Source organism: Microcoleus sp. Pol10D4 (genome assembly GCF_036701555.1).
Taxonomy (GTDB): domain Bacteria; phylum Cyanobacteriota; class Cyanobacteriia; order Cyanobacteriales; family Microcoleaceae; genus Microcoleus.
Map to the genome: position 1 here is coordinate 1 of NZ_JAUBRA010000049.1, position 19,893 is coordinate 19,893.

Consider the following 19,893-nt stretch of genomic DNA (forward strand, 5'->3'; position numbering starts at 1 on the left):
ACTGTTGACTGTTGACTGTTGACTGTTGACTGTTGACTGTTGACTGTTGACTGTTGACTGTTGACTGTTGACTGTTATCATTCGTGTCAACTTAAGACTAAAATCCATAATAAATATCGTTTATAGTTGAGTTTCTAGTCCCCCTAACCCCTATTAATAAGGGGGGGGACAAGAGTATTCTTACGCCCCCTCTAACTCCCATTAATAAAGGGGAAAGAGCATTCAAAGTCCCCTTTCTCAAAGGGGATTTATGGGAATCAAAACTTCGATACAAACGAGATATACACAGGGCTTTAGTATTAGGTTGACACCGATGGGCTGTTACTAATTCCCAATTTCCAATTCCAAATTCCCAGTCAACCGTCACTCGCCGAGTAACAACGGAGGTAACTTAGTAAAAGGTAAATCCTCGTTGATTGCATCAATTTCTTCCTGTTCTCTTTCGTTGATTTGACCGATATAAGACTTGAGAATTTGGGCCAGACGGTTATTATAAAATCGGTGCAAACTATAGTTTGGCGTAGCTGGAAAGCCACGCCGTTTTTTGTGCCTCCCGCCGGCACCGGGATCGAAGCTTTGGATGCCCCGATCGATCGCCCATTCGATCGGCGTATAGTAACAAGCATCGAAGTGCAAGCAGTCGATTTCCTGCAAACTTCCCCAATAACGCCCGTACAGTCGATCGCCCTTATACAAACAAAAAGACATACCCATCGGCTGTCTGTCATCTTCCTTGTCGTAGGCGGCTACAAATAAAACTCGATCGCGATAATTGTGGTGCAACTGTTCAAAAAATCGCTTAGTCAGATACTTGCTTCCCCACCAACCAAATTTGTCGCAAGTATTCTCATAAAAAGCATACATTTGAGCAAACATAGCTTGGGGAATTTCATCGCCCGTCAGCGTTTTTACCAACAAACCAGCTTGGTCAACTGCTTTGCGTTCGCGTTTTATATTGCGGCGCTGGTTGGCATTAAATGCGCCTAAATAATTGTCAAAATTTTGATAGCCTTGATTTTGCCAAATATAGCTGTGGTGCAGCCAACTGCTGAAACCGTGGCGTTCCATTCTTTCGCGCCATTCGGGATCGACATAAAGGAAATTGCAGCCGGAGATATTGTGGCGATCGCAAAAATGGTCGATCGCGCTTACCATTACTCCCGTTAACTCGTCTTCATCTTCTCCCTCGGCAATCAAAAACCGATAGCCTTCAGCCGGAGTAAACGGCGTCATTCCCATCAATTTGGGATAATATTGAACACCCAAACGTTGAGCTAAATCGGCCCACTGATTGTCGAACACAAATTCGCCGTAGCTGTGGCTTTTGACATAAAGTGGCGCGCAAGCAATCAACTGTTTGTCTCGCCACACAGTCAAGTGATGCGGCAGCCAACCGGTTTTACCTGTTGCACTGCCCGATACTTCGAGATTGTTCAGCCAATCCCATTCCAGAAATGGAGTTTTTAGTGGCATCGCTAGGGCATCCCACGACGCTTGCGGGATTTCGCCTATTTTGCTAATCCAGGCTACAGAATATTGAGGTTTTGGCTGTTTCAGCATAGGGAGATTTGTGCGTAGAGCGATCGAACTTCATTTAAGTTAATATAATTTCCCCTGTTCGACACTTGTTACCAGGCTCTTCTTGGGAACCAGTTAAATGCGCGACTATCGATCGACCCGATAATGCAAAAATACCTCTTGTCCCACCTGTTTAACCGCCAAAAGCTCCAATTTCGGAGCTAGATTCGCCAAAAAACCCTTTCCCTCCACTGGTGTCGGTGCATCCGCGCCGCCCAAAATTAACGGGCACACCGTCAGCCAAAGTTCGTCTACCAAGCCTGCAGCCAGCACAGACGCTACCAGTTTTCCCCCGCCCAGAATCGCCAAGCGTTTGATACCGAAGCTTGCTAGCTGTTGAAACGCATCAATCCAATCAATCTCTCCACCTACGGTTTTCGCATAGATAATTCGATCGAACTTACTGTTTGTCATCGCGTAGGGAGACGGCAATGCCCTTTCCCTACTGTCTTGCCCTGTCAGCAGCCAGCGAGGCACCGGTTGCTGGAAAAATCGCAAATTTGGGTCAAATTGGGACGATCGCGAACATACAATTTGCACCGGTTGTGGGGGCTTCCCTTGCTGTTCCCTCTGTTTGACCAATTCCGGCGAAATCACTCTCATCGTCGTTCCATAAGCCTGTAAAGTGCCGTTGCCGAACAAAACGGCGTCGCTTGCTGCTACTTGCTGTTCGAGGTGCGCTTTGTCGTTGGCAGAACCGAATCTCGCGGGCGATCGTACTGCATCTGCAATTTTACCGTCCGCACTAATCGCGAGTATTACTGTTGCGTGAGGTTCAGTCATGCCTTATCAGAATTTCGCAGAACAACATTTAACTGTACCAATTCATAACTATTTGTAAAGTTTGTTTTCAACTCGCTCGTACTGGTTTTATTTGACGGATAATGTGAGTTTATTTATTTTGCAACGGCAGCGATCGCCCTACCAAAGTATTTACTTTTCTTTACAAACCGCAGACAAAAAACGACGCGCGAGGTAAAAATTCCGTTGCAGACTTTAAATGCGCCGCGCGATCGACTAGAGTAAAAAAAATGGCTTGATCCGTTTATTCATCGCAAAGGAAAAAAAGCTCATGGTTCAACGCGGTTCTACAGTCCGGATTCTCCGCAAAGAATCCTACTGGTATCAAGAAGTGGGCACCGTTGCTACGGTAGACCAAAGCGGCATTAAATACCCAGTTATCGTTCGCTTTAACAACGTAAATTATGCAGGCGTCAACACCAACAACTTCGCCCAAAGCGAATTAGTGGAAGTGGCAGCACCCAAAGCAAAAGCGAAAACAGGGACTCCAGTAGCTTCCGGCGGCAAACAAACCACGCTCGACGAGAAGACTCGGAAAACTGGCAGCGGTACCCCCTCGCAGCAGCCGAAAACTTCTACGGGCAGCAAACCGGGCGCCGAAGTGACCGGCACGGTCGAAGGTTCGCCTCAAGGTCAAGGAACAGAACAACGCTAATTGTGCCAGAACTGCCAGAAGTTGAAACTATTTGCCGGGGTTTGAATCAAGCAACCCTCGATCGAGAAATGTTGGGCGGGGACGTGTTGTTAAACAGCACGATCGCCCGCTCAATCTCTGCGACCGATTTTTTGACACAACTCAAAGGAAAGTCGATCGCCCGCTGGTACAGACGCGGCAAATATCTACTGGCAGAACTATCTCAATTCCCAGAAGGAGAAAGGGAAAGGGGGAGAGAGGGAGAGGGGGAGAGGGGGAGAGTGGGAGAATTTCTTGCCCAAACTCCAAACTCTTCCCGAACGCCTTCTTTCTCCCCCTCCCTTTTGCCTTCAAAAGCCGGCTGGCTGGGCGTTCACCTGCGGATGACCGGACAACTGCTGTGGGTGAACAGATCCGAACCCCTGCAAAAACACGCGCGAGTGCGGCTATTCTTTGAGGGAAACCAAGAATTGCGCTTTGTAGACCAGCGCACCTTCGGGCAAATGTGGTACGTGCCGGCAGAAACCGAGGTTTCGAGCACAGTCATCGGTTTGAAACTCTTAGGCCCAGAACCGTTTTCCGACGAGTTTACAACAGAATATTTGGCCCGCAAGCTGCACCGGCGAGTGCGACCCATTAAAACAGCTTTGCTAGACCAGTCACTGATAGCTGGTTTGGGAAATATTTACGCAGACGAAACTTTGTTTTTGTCGGGAGTGATGCCCACAAATCTGTGCGCGGATTTGACCGCAGAGCAAATTGGACGCATCCATACAGCTATTATTCAAGTTTTACAGAAGGCGATCGCATCCGGCGGCACCACTTTTAGCAATTTTCTCAACGTCCAAGGTGTCAACGGCAACTACGGCGGCGTCGCTTGGGTGTACAATCGCACCGGCCAACCCTGCCGCACTTGCTCCGCAACCATCGAACGTATAAAATTAGCAGGGCGATCGACTCATTTTTGCCCCATTTGTCAGACATAGGAAGCAGTCAATGGATTTTAGGCTTTAGATTTTAGATTGTAGATTTACCCCACGAATCACACCCCTTTATTCCTTAGTCCGCGTAGGCGGACTTCGTTTGTTTAGTAGCGATTTCAATCGACGAGTGACTTTCAAGCCAAATCTAGATTAAAATTTGTATAGTTTTTTAAACTAAACAAAGCAAGTTATGGCAATCAAAAAAGGCAGTATAGTTCGCGCTGTACGCGAAAAATTGGAAAACAGTCTAGAAGCCAAAGCCAGCGACCAGCGCTTTTCCTCGTATATATTTGAAACAAAGGGCGAAGTGATGGATGTTCGCGGCGACTACGCCTTCGTCAAATTTGGCAAAGTTCCCACCCCGAATATTTGGCTGCGGGTAGACCAACTCGAAGATTTTAAGTAACTCACCAAAACTAAACATCACTGTTCTTAATGTAGCGAAGGGTGCATACCGCGCACCTTTCCCCAATTAAGCTGATTGCTAAAATCTAAAATCTAAAATCTAAAATCTAATGAATTCTCCATCAAACCGCGTATCAATTATTGGTGCAGGCAAAGTCGGTAGTACGTTAGCCCAGCGAATTGCTGAGAAAAATCTGGCAGATGTAGTATTGCTAGATATTGTGGAGGGTTGGCCGCAGGGCGTTGCTTTGGATTTGATGGAAGCTAGGGGAGTGGAACGCCACGATCGCCAAATTGTTGGTACAAATGATTATACAGATACGGCAAACTCAAATATCATAGTAATTGCCGCCGGAGTGCCCCGCAAACCCGGCATTAATCGCGAAGATTTAATAAAAATCAATGCTCGAATTGTCACCGAAGCCTCAAAACAGGCGATCGAGCATTCTCCCGAAGCAATCTTAATCGTCATCACCAATCCCCTAGATATCATGACTTATTTAGCTTGGGAAGCTGCGGATTTGCCCAAACACCGAGTCATGGGTATGGGGGGAGTTCTCGACTCCGCCCGCTTTCAAACTTTTATTGCCATGGAATTGGGCGTTTCAAATGCTGAAATCAATGCAACTGTCATCGGTTCTCACGGCGATTTAATGGTTCCTTTGCCCCGCTATTCCACTGTCAACGGTATTCCCATCAATCAACTTATGGATGCTGGGGCGATCGATCGACTCGTACAGCGGACTCGCCACGGCGGCGCAGAAATTGTCGAATTGATGAAGACTGGTAGTGCTTATTTTGCACCCGCATCTTCTGCCTGTTTGATGGTAGAATCTATTTTATTTAATCAGTCGCGACTCTTGCCTTGCTGCGTTTATTTGCACGGCGAATACGGCGTGCAAGATATCTTTTTAGGAGTACCCTGCCGCTTGGGATATCAGGGAGTAGAACAAATAGTGGAACTCGAACTCAGCGATACCGAAAGAGCAGCCTTTATCGAGTCGGGCAAATTGGTTGCCGAGAATATTGAGGAAGCCAAGGCGATACTGAAAACTGCTTCTTAAGCTTGTAGCAGTTCCTTGAACATAGCAGCCGATCGCCACTTCAATATAATAATTTATATTGAGTATGACAGTGCGATCGCTCTGTCGGAATTAGGCTTCTCGGATTTCAAGCGCGCTTTGATAAATATCATTAATCATGTTTGTTAGGCTGTATTTCACAAACCGAAAAATGGCCGCAAGGAACCGATCAATAAATATAAAATTTACTCTCAAAAATTTGGTAAAAACGCAAAAGCTGGCAAAAGCAGTTGAACTTGGTCTGCGCGACAATATCATCAGAGTTTCTCTAGAAATTAAAGCAAAAATCTGGCATCTTTTCTTTACTACTAAACCAACAGCAGAAGCAGTCGGTTTTGGCTATCTCTCACTCGCGATCGGATTGCCCAACAACACGGTGGCAGTTTAAAGGTAGAAAGCGAAATGCGAGTTTCTACGGAATTTATCATTACTTCGCCCAAACTTTAATCCTCGCGATCCCCATTTCTATTGATCAAGCTTGAAATACCTTTACTTTCCCCAAAAATGTGATAGCCTAAATATTTGTATTATCTAAAATTTTTACACTTGTCAAAAGTCGCAAAAATCTGCCAAAAAGTCTCCGCGCCTGCGAAGCTATCCCGAACGCGCGTGCGAACCCTTTGCGGTAGGCAATAATCGCCCTTGAGTTGAGCCAATTTAACCATAGCCTGCAACTACCTCAACTGTTTGACCGAAAACTAACCTCTGACTCGGTGAATTGTAATCAGTTTAAAAAATCTAATCCCTCGCATAAAACAATGAGAATGCAAGGAAAAATATCTAAAATATTGGCTTGCCCCAAAGGCTGTATAAAATCTAATTTAGGACAGAGAAACCGAGAATTAATGAAAACTCTAGAAAAGGCGATCGCATCTATTAAAACTTATTTTAATAGATGCGATCGCAACAGGATATTCGCTCGCCAAACCAAGGAAACCATAGATCGAGTTTGCGGTAAATAATAAAAAGGTGACAATTGCAACCAAAGGCGAGCCAAAACAATGTCAAAATTAGCCAGAGACGCTCCTCCCGATCCCGCAAGGGAACCGGGTTTCTTGTTTCCACTTTCGGAGCTTCCCTGACTTAATTACGTTAACAAACAGGGTTTATGTGTAAGTTTTGTTATCATAATTCTCAATAATTGGCACTTTATGAAGTAGCAAGTTATGCCTTTTTCCAGTAAATATACGGACTCTAAGATGGTGGATTGACCTCCCAATCTAGAAAAAATACGGAAATGCAGCCTGAGTAGCTGCTAAGTGCTAGCAGAAGGAGGAGAATATGTTCTTTGCCTTTTTGAGTTACCAGGCTCAACTTGCAGAGCGCTATTGAGATGCCATCAACCTGGATAACAAACCGCAAAATAACTAAAGAAAAAGCATTATGTTTCATGAATACCTGTATTACGAAGTCAGCAATCTGCGCGAGAAACTAGCTCACCTAGAAAGAGAAACGCAGTCTCAAACTTGGTTCAAAAAGCTGCAAGCGCTCATGGGAGTTATTAGCAAAATTCGTGAATCCCTAGACTTAGAAACAATATTCAAAATCACAGCCACCGAAGTTCGGCAACTCCTCAAGGCCGATCGAGTCGCCGTCTACCGCTTCATTCCCGAATCCGACTGGAACGACGGCGAAGTAGTCTCAGAAGACGTACTGCCCCTATACAGCCCTTCCTTGGGCGCAAAAGTCCACGACCACTGCTTCGGCGAACAATTTGCAGCCAACTACGCCAAAGGATACGTTCAAGCAGTCACCGACATCTACAAAGCCCGGTTGAGCCCCTGTCACCTCAAAATTCTCAAGCGATTTCAAATCAGAGCAAACTTAGTTGTACCCCTACTGCAAGGGCAACATTTGTGGGGATTGCTGTGCATTCACTCCTGCGGTCAACCCCGCCAGTGGCAAGAAGACGAAATCGAATTTGCCAGACAAGTAGGCGACCATTTAGCAGTTGCCATCTACCAAGCCGAACTGCACTTGCAAACCCAGAGGCAAATAGCACAAATCGAATCCACGCAGCAGAAACTCCGCGACAGCGAGCAAAAATATCACCAAATTCTCGACTCGATCGCCGATATGGTATTAGTCAAAGGCCCCAAAGCCCAAATCGTCTGGGCAAATCAAGCCTTCCGCGACTATTACGGCATGAGTCAAGAGGAACTGCAAGGCATCATAGACGCACCTTTCGCCGAACCTGACCACACTCTCCAGTACATTAAAGATGACGCCTTCGTATTTGAAACCGGACAAACCCTGCAAATTGCCGAAGAACCTGTGACTCGCTACGACGGAGAAGTGCGGCTGTGGAGCACCGTCAAAACACCCATCCGCAATGAAGACGGCCAAATCACAATGACAGTCGGCGTCTCCCGCGACATGACGGAACGCAAAAAAACAGAAGAAGCGGTCAAAGCCAGCGAAACCAAATACCGCAGCCTGGTAGAAACCTCCCAAGACATGATTTGGTCGGTCGATGCGATCGGGCGCTACACCTTCGTCAACCCAGCAGTTAAGTACATCTACGGTTACGAACCAGAAGAAATGATCGGTCGGCCGTTCTCCGACTTTGCGACACCAGAACAAAGCCAGAAAGATTTAGAAGTGTTCGCCCGCCTGTTTGCCGGAGAATCAATTTTCCAGTACGAAACCACCCAAATCGCCAAAGACGGCAGCATGAAACATTTAATGTTTAACGCGATCGCCCTCTACGACGAAACCGGAAACTGCCTCGGCACCACCGGTACAGCCACCGACATTACCGATCGCAAGCGAGCAGAAGCAGCCTTACAACACGCCAACGCAGAACTAGAGCGCAGAGTAGAAGCACGCACGGCAGAACTGCGCCAGACTTTTGCCGCCCTCAGTGCCAGCGAAACCAAGTTTCGGACGATCGCAGCCACCATGCCCGGAGCTTTGTTCCAGTTTTGCAACCGTGACGGAGTTTGGCGCATTGACTACATGAGCGATCGCATCGAATATATCAGCGGCGTCACAGCAGCAGAAATGATGCGAGACATGAATACATTCATTTCCCGCGTCCACCCCGAAGACTTGGAAAGCTACATCGCCTCCGTCAACGAAGCCGTAGAAAACCTTTCCCTCTGGCACTACGAAGGACGGTTAGTCAAGCCCGACGGTGAGATTCGCTGGTGGCAGGGCGACTCCATGCCCACCCGCAGCGAGAACGGCGAAATCGTATTTTGCGGCGTATTGTTCGACATTACCGATCGCAAAGTTGCCGAAACCGCCATCCGCGAGAGCCAGCGGCAGCTAAAAGAAGCCCAGAGAGTCGCCCACGTCGGCAATTGGGAATTCTACCCAGCTACGAATACCGTCACTTGGTCGGAAGAACTCTTCCGCATCTACGGACTCGAACCCGCTGCGGCAGCGCCCAGCGTAGAGCAGCAAATCTCTTTGTACCATCCAGAAGATGTGGAATTGTGGCAAAGGCAAATACAGCAGAGCCTTGAATTCGGCATTCCCTACGATTTTGACTACCGCTTTTACCGTCCCGACGGCACCTTGCGATACCTGAACGCCGTGGGCAAAGCCGAAACCGATGCGAACGGCAAGGTGGTAAAACTGTTCGGTACGGCGCTCGACATTACCGATCGCAAAGCCGCCGAAGCAGCACTACGGCAATCAGCAGTCGAGTTAGAAGACAGAGTAAGCGATCGCACGGCTGAACTTTCCCAAGCAGTCACGCAATTAGAACAAGAAATTGGCGATCGTAAACAGGCAGAAGCAGCGCTGCTAGTTTCCGAGCAAAACCTGCGAACCATATTTAACAATGTCTACGATGCTATCTTTATTCACGATTTAGAAGGAAACATTCTTGATGTCAATAATCGAATGTTAGAAATGTACGGAGTTACCCGTGAGCAAGCAACAAAATTATCAATTAAAAACGACTATTCAACAGACGACAATCCCATTGAACAAATGGAAGAACTTTGGGAAAGAGTATTAGCAGGCGAAACAGGTCGCGTGGAATGGAAAGCGAGGCGTCCCAACGACGGTTCAACTTTTGATGCAGAAGTTGCCCTGTCCAGAATTCATCTCAACGGCAATCTCAGCATCATTGCAAACGTCCGAGATATTAGCGATCGCAAACAGGCAGAAGCAGAACTGCAACACGCTCAACAGTTTATGGAGTCAGTGCTCAAAACCATACCCGTAGGAGTGGTTGCCAAGAATGCCCAAGAACTGCGGTTTGTTCTGTGGAACCCAGTAGCTGAACAGTTACTCGGTTTCAGTGCAGCAGAAGTTATGGGCAAAAATGATTACGACTTTTTCCCAACAGAACAAGCTGATTTTTTTACCGCCAAAGACCGGGAAGTGCTCAACAGCGGGCAAATTGTAGAAATCGCCGAAGAAGAGATTGAAACAAGCCAAGGAGAAACGCGGATATTTCATACCAAGAAAACAGCAATACTCGATGCTGATGGCAAACCGCAATATCTATTAGCTGTCACCGAAGACATTACCGATCGCAAGCGGGGAGAAATTGCCTTGAGGCGATCGGAAGCCCAACTCAAGCAGCAGGCCGAGCGAGAAAAATTGCTCAACAACCTCACTACTCAAATCCGCAATTCCCTCGATTTCGACAGCATCGTTACAGTCGCAGTTAAGGAAATTCGCGCTTTCCTGCAGATCGATCGTTGCAATTTTGCCTGGTATCGCGACGACGGAGAGGAGCCTTTCTGGGAAATTATTAAAGAATCTCGCCTTCGGGAACTTCCCGATTTAACAGGTAGCTATCAAGCTTCCGACTTCGGTCCTGTGGGAGAAAAAGTATTGCAGATGGAAATGCTGCGGGTGGATGATGTCGAAACAGTCGCAGATCCTGTTTGGAAACAAATCGTTCGATCGATGGGCTACCAATCTGTATTAATCATTCCCATGCAGGCACTTTCTGGGGTAATAAGTGCAGTTAGCTGCTGCTCCTGCTGTTCTGTACGACCCTGGAGCGACAGCGAAGTAGAATTGTTGCAAGCGATTACAGTTCAATTGGCGATCGCTCTCAACCAAGCCGATCTTTACGCCCAGACTCGCAATAAAGCTATCGAATTAGAACAAACCTTGCAGAAATTAACCAGCACTCAATCGCAGTTAATTCAAAATGAAAAAATGTCAAGTCTCGGTCAACTTGTGGCAGGAGTCGCCCACGAAATAAACAACCCAGTTAACTTTATTTACGGCAATCTCACCCACGCCAACGACTATACTCAAGACTTGCTACACCTGATCGAACTTTACCAAAATCACTATCCCGATCCAGTCCCGGAAATTCAAGAGGAAGTAGACAATATTGAACTAGACTTCCTGATGGAAGACCTGCCCAAGTTGCTTTCTTCAATGAAAGTCGGTGCAGACAGAATTCAACAAATTGTTGCTTCTCTCCGCACATTTTCCCGCATGGACGAAGCGGAAATGAAAGCAGTCAACATCCACGAGGGCATAGATAGCACCCTGATGATTTTGCAGCACCGGCTCAAAGCTAAACACAATCATCCAGAAATTGAGGTGATTAAAGAATACGCTGAACTGCCCTTAGTAGAATGTTATGCCGGACAGTTAAATCAAGTATTTATGAATATCTTGAGCAATGCTTTGGATGCTTTGGAAGAACGGGATCTGCGTCGTTCTGCTGAGGAAATGCGGGAACAGCCCAGCCACATCCGCATCCGCACTGAAATATCGCCAGCGGGCAAGGTAATCATTCGGATTGCTGACAACGGGCCGGGAATACCGGAGACGGTCGGCACTCGGCTTTTTGACCCGTTTTTTACCACTAAACCTGTGGGTAAAGGCACTGGGATGGGCTTGTCAATTAGCTATCAAATTGTTACAGACAGACACAAAGGTTCGCTGAAATGTACTTCTTCGCCGGGACAGGGTACTGAATTGGCGATCGAGATTCCCCTCTAAGCTAATTGTTAATGGGGAATTGGTAAGTTGTAATATCAAATCCGTTAGCATCGGAATAGTAAATTCGAGTTGACGGTTGACTGTTGACTGTTCACTGTTCACGGCGTCAACAGTCAACCGTCAACAGTCAACATCATGTATGAGTGTAACCGGAAATGATATAATTGGCAATTGGCAATTGCGAAAGCGTTACGGTGCGTCAGTTTTGTAATTGTCAACCATATCAAATCCGGTAGCATCGTCCTGATAAAATCCAGTCAATAGTCAACAATTACCGACAATGCAACCGGAATGGATCTAATTCATCTGCGTTAATCTGTGTTTATCTGCCATCATCTGCGGTTTTAAAAAGAGAATTTCTCGGGCCGGTGCATCAGTTTTGAGATTGTGAGTTTGTAGCAAAAATGTCTTCACGGGGTGACGCACAATTTACCAATCTGTCCCTCACTCAGTCCATAATTGCTCTATTACCGAGATTGATCAGCATTTCTGTCACGGTAGAACTGTCCAAAGGTTTAGAAAACCAATATCCCTGAGCTAATTCGCAGTCTAGTTCTCGAAGCTGTGATAATTGTTCGGGTGTCTCTACACCTTCGGCGATCGCATTCAATCCCAAATTGTGAGCCAAAGTTACGATCGCCCGCACAATCTGCAAAGGCTGGCCCCCGTCGTCACCATTTTCCACAGCCCCTAAGCGACTTACAAAAGATCGATCGATCTTCAGTGTATCCAGCGGAAAACGGTGCAAGTAACTCAAAGACGAATAGCCAGTACCGAAATCGTCGATCGACAATCGAATATTTCTATTTTTTAATTGGGCTAGCACAATATTGGCTTTCTTGACATTTTCCACGATCGCGCTTTCAGTAATCTCCAATTTTAAACAGCTCGGAGCGCAGCCCGTTTCTGCTAAAATTTCATCGATTTCCTCAATTAAATTCGGAAAACCTAACTGTTTAGGAGAGAGATTGACGCTCATTGTTAATTGCGAAGGATCAATAATTGGTAATTTAAAATTAGGAATTGGTACCTGGGCAGTTGTACTGAACGTAGCCGAAGTATTGGTAATTGGGAATTGGGAATTGGTAATAGATGAGTGGAAATCGGTAATCGGGAATTGGTAACTGGGAATTGGTAATTTTTTACCTATTCTTTCTTTTCTGTGACTAATACTGGGGCTACGCTCAGTAAAAGTTCCGTGTTCCTCATGCCCTGTATCTGTTACATCAGTTAAATTCCCTACATTGCCCGTTGTCCTCTTCCCTGTTGTTACCCTGAGCGAAGTCGAAGCGCCTTCTTCCTTCTTGTTACCCTGAGCAACTTGTCCTGAGTGCAGCCCAAGGGAGTCGAAGGGCCTTGTTCCGACTTCCATTGGACTTCTTCCCTGTTCCTCGGTTAACATTTCTTGCCAAATCCGCAATTGCTGACAAGCTTCCCGCAACACCCAGGCTCCCAGAGGCACGATCAAACCTGTTTCTTCAGCTACAGGGATAAAAGTAGACGGCGGAACTAGACCCCGAACTGGGTGATGCCAGCGCACCAAGGCCTCAAAACCTTCGAGCGCACCGCTGGCGATCGAAACAATCGGTTGGTAGTGCACAATAAAGTGCGAACATTGATCCTTGCTCTCTCCTAATTCCTCCTTGCCCAAAATAGCCAACCGCAGGTCAGTTTCTAACTGCAACAGCGACATAGTTTGGTCGTGCATCGCCAAATTAAACACTTCGTGGCGGGCCTTACCCAAAGCTTTAGCGCGGTACATAGCGATGTCAGCATCGCGTAGGAATTCTTCCGGGTGAGTGTACGGATTCGATTCCCCACTGTCGGTGGCTTCGCCTCGACTGAAAACAATGCCAATGCTAGCGGTGGTAAATACTTCGTGCCCTTCGATATGAAACGGCTTCGTCAGTTCTTTTTGTATCTTTTTAGCTGCGAGGGTGGCGTCGCTGAGGCTCTGAATGTGGTCTAGCAGGATGGTGAATTCGTCTCCCCCCAGCCGGGCGACGGTATCAGAAACCCGGACGCAGGTTTGCAGTCGCTGGGCTAGGGCGATTAGCAGTTTGTCTCCTAAAACGTGTCCTAAAGAATCATTAACTACTTTGAAGCGGTCTAAATCGAGGAAAAGTAAACCAAATTTGTAATCCGGGGACTGATTGGCTCGGCGGATGGCTTGTCCTAGCCTGTCTAGGAACAAAACGCGGTTGGGCAAACCTGTCAGCGCATCGTGAAAAGCGCCGTGCAGCAGTTCCCGTTCTACTCGCTTGCGCTCGGTGACATCTCGGATAATAATCTGGGCGGCGGTTGAGCCTTGATAAGTAGCGGGGATGCCGACAACTTCAACGTCTATTATTTGTCCATCGAACCGAATCAGTTTTTGTTCGGCAAGGTCGATCGGCTGATTTTCTGTCTCGACTAGCCGGATGCGCTCTTTGGCAGTTTCCACATAGTTTGGATGGACGAAATGCAATACGGGAAAGCCGATGAGCGCTTCGGGAGAGATCGCACCGAGGAGTTTCGCGCCGGCAGCATTGATGTAGGCGATTCTCCCTTGACTGTGAACGGCGATCGCTTCGGGAGATAGTTCTACTAAACGGCGATAGCGTTCTTCACTTTCTTTGAGTGATACTATTAACTCGCATCGCTCTTTTTCAGCTTGCTGGCGTTCGACTTCCATTTGGTGAACCGCCAGAATTTTGCCAATACTTTGAGCCATCAATTCTATAATTTCTATCTCCTCATACTTGAACTTCCTTTTTTTTATTTCTGGCGAACTAAAACTTAAAGTTCCGTAGGTTTTATTGTTAACAAATATCGGCGTTCCGATGTAAGATTCTGATTTGCAGCTTTGATAAGCTGGATGTTCGCGCATCTCTATGTCTGCTCCTATATGAGAATACGCAACTGTTTTGTTGAGCTTAATGACTGCGGCGCAGTAAGTATCGCTGAGGTTCAATTCTAAGCCTCGCACGAAGTATCCTAAATCTGTTTTCGCTGCTTGGACAATAAAAGTTTCGCTCTCAACTTCAGCCATGATCCCTATAGAAAGTCCAAACATCAAACAGCCTGCTGTTAGATAATCGTCAACCCGTTCTTCAAAGTTTTGATAATGATAAGTTGTAATCCGGTGCAAGTGTTTGAGATTAGCGCTAAAAGCTGCTAAAGCTTGAGACTTTAAAAATAATTCTTCTTCCGAGCGCTGGCGGTCGGTAATGTCTGTTTGTACTCCAATAAAGTGGGTTAAGTGTCGCCGCGAGTTGTAAATCGGAGCGATCGACAGTTCGTGCCAAAAAGGCGTGCCGTCTTTCCGAAAGTTGCGTAATATAACTTGAGATTCTCTCCCTTCTTCAATCGCAATTCGCAATTGTTTGGCAGCGGGGCTGTCAGTGTCTGTACCCTGCAAAAATCGGCAATTTTTCCCCATTAACTCGTCTCTGCTATAACCAGTAATCCGCTCAAAACTAGGATTTACATAAATAATCGGATTATCTGCAATGGTGGCGTCGGTGATTGCAATGCCGTTGCTGCAACTTTCGATCGCCCGTTCCATCATTTGTAAGCGCTCTTGCGATCGAATCCGCTCGATCGCCGCAGCTAACACGTTGGCGATCGCTTCTACAAAATAAACATCATCTTGACTGAAAACCCGCCTTTGGCTGGTATGAACCCCCAAAATGCCCCAGGCCTGCGAGGAGGAACTGTTCGTTGGTTCTGCTTGTCCCCAGTTGCTCCCCAGTCCTCGATTGCCGGGAATGATCACAGTAACGCCGCTGACAGCGCGGTGGTTGTGCAGCAGCGGCAACTCGCTAAAGCGTGTTTCCACCCGCAAATCTTCCACGATTGTCGGTTCACCCACTAGCAATGTGTAACCGGCTTGCGATCGGGCAGAAGCGGCAACAGTAGCGCTGCCGACGAGGCCTGGCTGCCAGCCAACCCCCGCTCGCAGGAGAAAAGCATGACCAGAGGGCAACAGTTCTAACAACTGACAATAATCAACGTCCAGGGTTTGAGCAATTAAAACCGCAGCTTTGTCCATCAGTGCGGACAAATCTGTTTCGGCGAGGGCCTGCTGCCCCAAGTAAGCGACGGCAGCTTGCTGGCGGGCCCGCGAGTGGATTGACGTGAGCAATTCCTGCTCCTTGGCGGCCGCTCGCTTCCGATCCGTAATGTCGCTGAACACCGAGAGAACAGCTTTTCCCGACACCAATGTCAGATACCGCATCGATACACTTGCCCAAAATAGCGTGCCGTCAGCTTTTTTAAGCCGGATTTCTGTCTCGCGGACGTGTCCGTTGTGGGCGAGCCGCAACAGCAATTCTTGGCGCTCTGCAGCTTTGTGGTACAGCATTTCGGCTTTTTGGCGGTCGATCGACTTGAATCCTGTGAACCCGAAAGCCTGACGGCATAAATCATTGCTATAAAGAATTGTGCCGTCCGCCAGACTGCTCACGATCAGGGGCATCGGCATCGAGTTGGCGATCGTCAGCAGTAATTCTTTGGTTCCTTGCAGCTCTTTGTACAAATCTGGCTTGGAGGCCCAGCCGTGAGAGTCTTCAGAGTTTTCAGGGATAAAACTTTCCATTTTTCAATCTATCCATTAGCAGGACAACTTTTTTAAACTTGTGGTAAATGACGATTTCAGACGCAGAGCATTAGTAACAACTGAAGACTTAATTTCATTTGTCAATCAGTAAGATTACTCAAAAAAACAGCTTTTCTAGGAGTAGAAAATTCGCGATTTGGGAGTGGGTAGGCATAAATATGGCGCTTGGCATGATTCCTCGATCGCGCCAATCTGAGTTTTGTACCCATAATCAGAGTAAATTCTGAGCATAATTGCTCATTGACAAATGCTTCCCTAGCTTGAGTTGTCAGGGATGGATGCAGAGGACGATCAAAAGTACCCCACAACACATTAATCTTAACCACAACAATGCAACTGAAGGCCTCTAAACTGCTCGGCAGGAGTTTGATATTTTGCACTCCCGGTGAAGAACACATCTCTCTTTGGTATGACAATCTACTGTTTTTAAAGTTGCGTTAAGTTTTTATGTAGAGCGAGGTACTTTACCCAATGTGCAGCGGAAGCTCCTAATCTAAAAAGTAAAGTCATCTGCTTGCCAACCACTGAAACTATCCCAGGAGAGAGGAGAAATGCTTGAATCTTACCGCCGTAACGCTGCCGAACGGGCAGCTTTGGGAATTCCCCCGCTGCCGCTAGACGCCCAGCAAACGTCGGAACTGTGTGAACTGCTGAAAAATCCGCCGGCTGGAGAAGAAGAAACCTTAATAGAATTATTGCGCGATCGCGTCCCACCCGGAGTAGACAGCGCCGCCTACGTCAAAGCTGGTTTTTTAACCGGTATTGCTAAAGGCGAAATCCACAGCCCCCTAATTGCTCCCAAATGGGCAGTTTACCTGCTGGGGACAATGATGGGCGGTTACAACGTGCAATCTTTAATCGATTTGCTCAATCCCACTGCCGAAATTGCAATTCCCGCCACCGCCGCCCGGGCACTGAGCAAAACGTTGTTAGTATTCGATGCTTTCCATGACGTTATAGCTTTGTCTGATACCAATCCCTATGCCAAGCAGGTAGTCGATTCTTGGGCGGATGCCGAGTGGTTTACGGGTCGTCCTGTGTTGCCAGAAGCGATTACCGTTACAGTCTTCAAAGTTCCTGGAGAAACCAATACTGACGACTTGTCGCCAGCACCTCATGCTACCACGCGGCCGGACATTCCCCTACACGCTTTGGCGATGCTGGAAAGTAAGATGCCAGGATCTTTGCAAACCATTGCAGATTTGAAGCAAAAAGGCCATCCGGTAGCCTATGTTGGTGATGTTGTCGGTACCGGTTCTTCGCGGAAATCGGCGATTAATTCCGTGCTGTGGCACATTGGCAATGATATTCCGTTTGTGCCCAACAAGCGCAGCGGCGGTTATATTTTAGGAAGTGCGATCGCCCCGATTTTCTTCAATACCGCTGAAGATTCCGGCGCTTTGCCGATCGAATGCGATGTCTCCCAAATGGAAACAGGAATGGTAATTACCATCCATCCCTACAAAGGCGAAATTACCAACGAAGCCGGAGAAATCATCTCCACCTTCACCCTCAAACCCGACACAATTCTAGACGAAGTTCGCGCCGGTGGTCGAATTCCGCTATTAATTGGACGCACTTTAACAGACAAAACCCGCGAAGCTTTAGGACTAGAACCTAGCACTATTTTTACCCGTCCTACAATCCCAGTAGATACAGGCAAAGGCTTCACTTTAGCACAAAAAATGGTAGGGAAAGCTTGCGGTTTGTCCGGCGTTCGTCCCGGTACATCTTGTGAACCAGTCATGACAACAGTCGGCTCGCAAGATACCACCGGGCCGATGACTCGGGACGAATTGAAAGAACTTGCTTGTTTGGGATTTAGCGCTGATTTGGTAATTCAAAGTTTCTGCCACACCGCCGCTTATCCAAAACCAGTTGATGTCAAAACTCACCATGAATTGCCCGATTTCATGGCAGAACGCGCCGGCATAGCTTTGCGCCCCGGAGATGGCATTATTCACTCTTGGCTGAACCGAATGTTATTGCCGGATACAGTGGGAACTGGCGGCGATTCTCACACTCGTTTTCCTTTGGGAATTTCCTTTCCTGCGGGTTCGGGATTGGTGGCATTTGCTGCGGCATTGGGCGTCATGCCTTTGGATATGCCGGAATCGGTTTTAGTGCGGTTCAAAGGTGAATTGCAGCCGGGAGTAACGTTGCGGGATGTTGTGAATGCCATTCCCTATGTAGCAATTCAAAAAGGTTTGCTAACCGTCGCGAAACAGAACAAGAAAAACATCTTTTCTGGGCGGATTATGGAGATTGAAGGTTTGCCCGATTTGAAGGTCGAGCAGGCTTTTGAATTGACAGATGCGACGGCCGAGCGTTCTTGCGCTGGATGCACGATTAAATTGAGCGTGGAGACTGTTTCCGAGTACATTCGCTCCAATGTCGCGCTGCTGAAAAACATGGTGGCGCGGGGCTATCAAGATGCGCGGACGATGATGCGCCGGGTGGCTAAGATGGAGGAATGGCTGGCAAATCCGGTGCTGATGGAGGCGGATGCTGATGCGGAATACGTTGAAATCATCGAAATCGATCTGAACGAGATTAAAGAACCCATTGTGGCTGCTCCCAATGACCCGGATAATGTTAAGTTGTTGAGTGAGGTTGCGGGCGATCGGGTTGACGAAGTATTTGTCGGTTCTTGCATGACAAATATCGGTCACTACCGCGCCACTGCCAAGGTGTTGGAAGGTGCAGGCGAAGTCAAAACTCGCCTGTGGATTTGTCCGCCAACTCGGATGGACGAACAGCAACTCAAAGAAGAAGGTTATTACAGCATTTTTGGAGCCGCTGGAGCGCGTACAGAAATGCCCGGTTGCAGTCTTTGTATGGGCAATCAAGCGCGGGTTAAAGATGCGACAACGGTTTTTTCAACTTCTACTCGCAACTTTAACAACCGTATGGGCAAAGATGCACAAGTTTATCTCGGTTCGGCGGAATTGGCGGCCGTTTGTTCGCTGTTAGGTCGCATTCCTACAGTCCAAGAATACAATGACATTGTGTCTAAAAGAATCGATCCTTTTGCGGGTGATTTGTATCGGTATTTGAATTTCGATCAAATTGCCGGTTTTGAGGATGAAGGACGAGTGATTGCTTTGGAAGATATGCCTCGCATTGAGGATCTTTTGGGGATTCCTGATGGTGTTTTGAGCAAGTAATTTCGTCGAAACTCAGCGAACTGCTTATCTTGAAACGCAGATGAACGCAGGTGTACGCAGATGAATTTTATCTGCGTTCATTTGTGTTAATCCGCTGACATCTGCGGTTACAACAAATCCCAGAATCTCCATGAATCATCCCCCGTTTTTTGTTTAAAATATAAGTAGAGGCGAGTTCGATCGCCAGTCTCTAATTCCGATCCAGGATATCGACCTGCCAATCCCTATAAATCCGCTTGAGGAGAAAAAAAGTATGTCTGAACGAGCTTTAATCACTGAAAACCCAGAGACACCAACTTCAGTGCCAGAAATTCGCATTGGTAATGAAATGGTAGAGTTTCTCAGTGTAATTCAGCAAACTCCGAGAGAATATTGGCCTAATTTGCTTAAAATGATGAGGTTATTTCTGGAAACTGTGACAGTTAAGCCAGGATTGTCGGAACCCGCCGACACACCTGAAAATGTAGATTTTACTAAACTGTCGAAGGAGGGAAGTATCAACAGAAATCAAGCTATGACCAGAGTAATGCTAGCGGGGCTAAAGGAAGGAAATGAGGATAACGAAAAACCAGAAATTATCGATCCTTTACAGCAGCACGAAGCTCTGAGCAAGCTGTTACAGTCTTGGGTAGATGATGGAGATGAACAGGAGCAAACAGAAACCGCTGAAGTTCTCCGCAAGGCACTAGAAGAAAGCCCCGTGCATATATAA

General features: G+C 47.2%; 11 protein-coding genes. 8 read left to right on the forward strand and 3 right to left on the reverse strand.

The annotated features are described in order from the left end of the window. Nucleotides 1–363: 363 nt before the first annotated feature. Together QUA36_RS21675 and QUA36_RS21680 are read right to left on the reverse strand one after the other, a co-directional pair. Nucleotides 364–1,560 (reverse strand): GNAT family N-acetyltransferase, encoded by a 1,197-nt coding sequence (locus tag QUA36_RS21675; protein ID WP_333451109.1) that lies wholly within the window; start codon nt 1,558–1,560, stop codon nt 364–366. Nucleotides 1,561–1,665: 105 nt separating this feature from the next. After that, a complete protein-coding gene (locus QUA36_RS21680; RefSeq protein ID WP_333459066.1) occupies nt 1,666–2,361 on the reverse strand; it encodes a dihydrofolate reductase family protein in 696 nt (231 codons plus the stop codon). 289 nt (nt 2,362–2,650) lie between these two features. Here QUA36_RS21680 and QUA36_RS21685 point away from each other — a divergent pair, with 289 nt between their 5' ends. The 6 genes from QUA36_RS21685 (at nt 2,651) to QUA36_RS21710 (ending at nt 11,414) form a co-directional block, all read left to right on the forward strand. Further along, nucleotides 2,651–3,034, forward strand: coding sequence for a photosystem I reaction center subunit IV (locus QUA36_RS21685; protein ID WP_333165755.1), 384 nt, complete (start codon nt 2,651–2,653; stop codon nt 3,032–3,034). Between the two features lie 2 nt (nt 3,035–3,036). Continuing rightward, nucleotides 3,037–3,999, forward strand: coding sequence for a DNA-formamidopyrimidine glycosylase (locus tag QUA36_RS21690; RefSeq protein WP_333459067.1), 963 nt, complete (start codon nt 3,037–3,039; stop codon nt 3,997–3,999). A 187-nt stretch (nt 4,000–4,186) separates the two neighbouring features. Further along, a complete protein-coding gene (locus QUA36_RS21695) occupies nt 4,187–4,402 on the forward strand; it encodes an NAD(P)H-quinone oxidoreductase subunit O (RefSeq protein WP_015178120.1) in 216 nt (71 codons plus the stop codon). A 109-nt stretch (nt 4,403–4,511) separates the two neighbouring features. After that, nucleotides 4,512–5,465, forward strand: coding sequence for a malate dehydrogenase (gene mdh / locus QUA36_RS21700; RefSeq protein ID WP_333165751.1), 954 nt, complete (start codon nt 4,512–4,514; stop codon nt 5,463–5,465). Between the two features lie 217 nt (nt 5,466–5,682). Continuing rightward, nucleotides 5,683–5,871, forward strand: coding sequence for a hypothetical protein (locus QUA36_RS21705; RefSeq protein WP_333459068.1), 189 nt, complete (start codon nt 5,683–5,685; stop codon nt 5,869–5,871). 995 nt (nt 5,872–6,866) lie between these two features. Beyond that, the gene (locus QUA36_RS21710) at nt 6,867–11,414 is read left to right on the forward strand and encodes a PAS domain S-box protein (RefSeq protein ID WP_333459069.1); all 4,548 of its coding nucleotides are present in this window, start codon (nt 6,867–6,869) and stop codon (nt 11,412–11,414) included. Between the two features lie 448 nt (nt 11,415–11,862). Here QUA36_RS21710 and QUA36_RS21715 read toward each other — a convergent pair whose 3' ends face one another. Beyond that, nucleotides 11,863–15,993 (reverse strand): EAL domain-containing protein, encoded by a 4,131-nt coding sequence (locus QUA36_RS21715; RefSeq protein WP_333459070.1) that lies wholly within the window; start codon nt 15,991–15,993, stop codon nt 11,863–11,865. 572 nt (nt 15,994–16,565) lie between these two features. Here QUA36_RS21715 and acnB point away from each other — a divergent pair. Then, nucleotides 16,566–19,181, forward strand: coding sequence for a bifunctional aconitate hydratase 2/2-methylisocitrate dehydratase (acnB, locus tag QUA36_RS21720; RefSeq protein WP_333459071.1), 2,616 nt, complete (start codon nt 16,566–16,568; stop codon nt 19,179–19,181). 253 nt (nt 19,182–19,434) lie between these two features. Continuing rightward, entirely contained in the window at nt 19,435–19,893 is a 459-nt protein-coding gene (locus QUA36_RS21725) for a hypothetical protein (protein ID WP_333459072.1), read from the forward strand.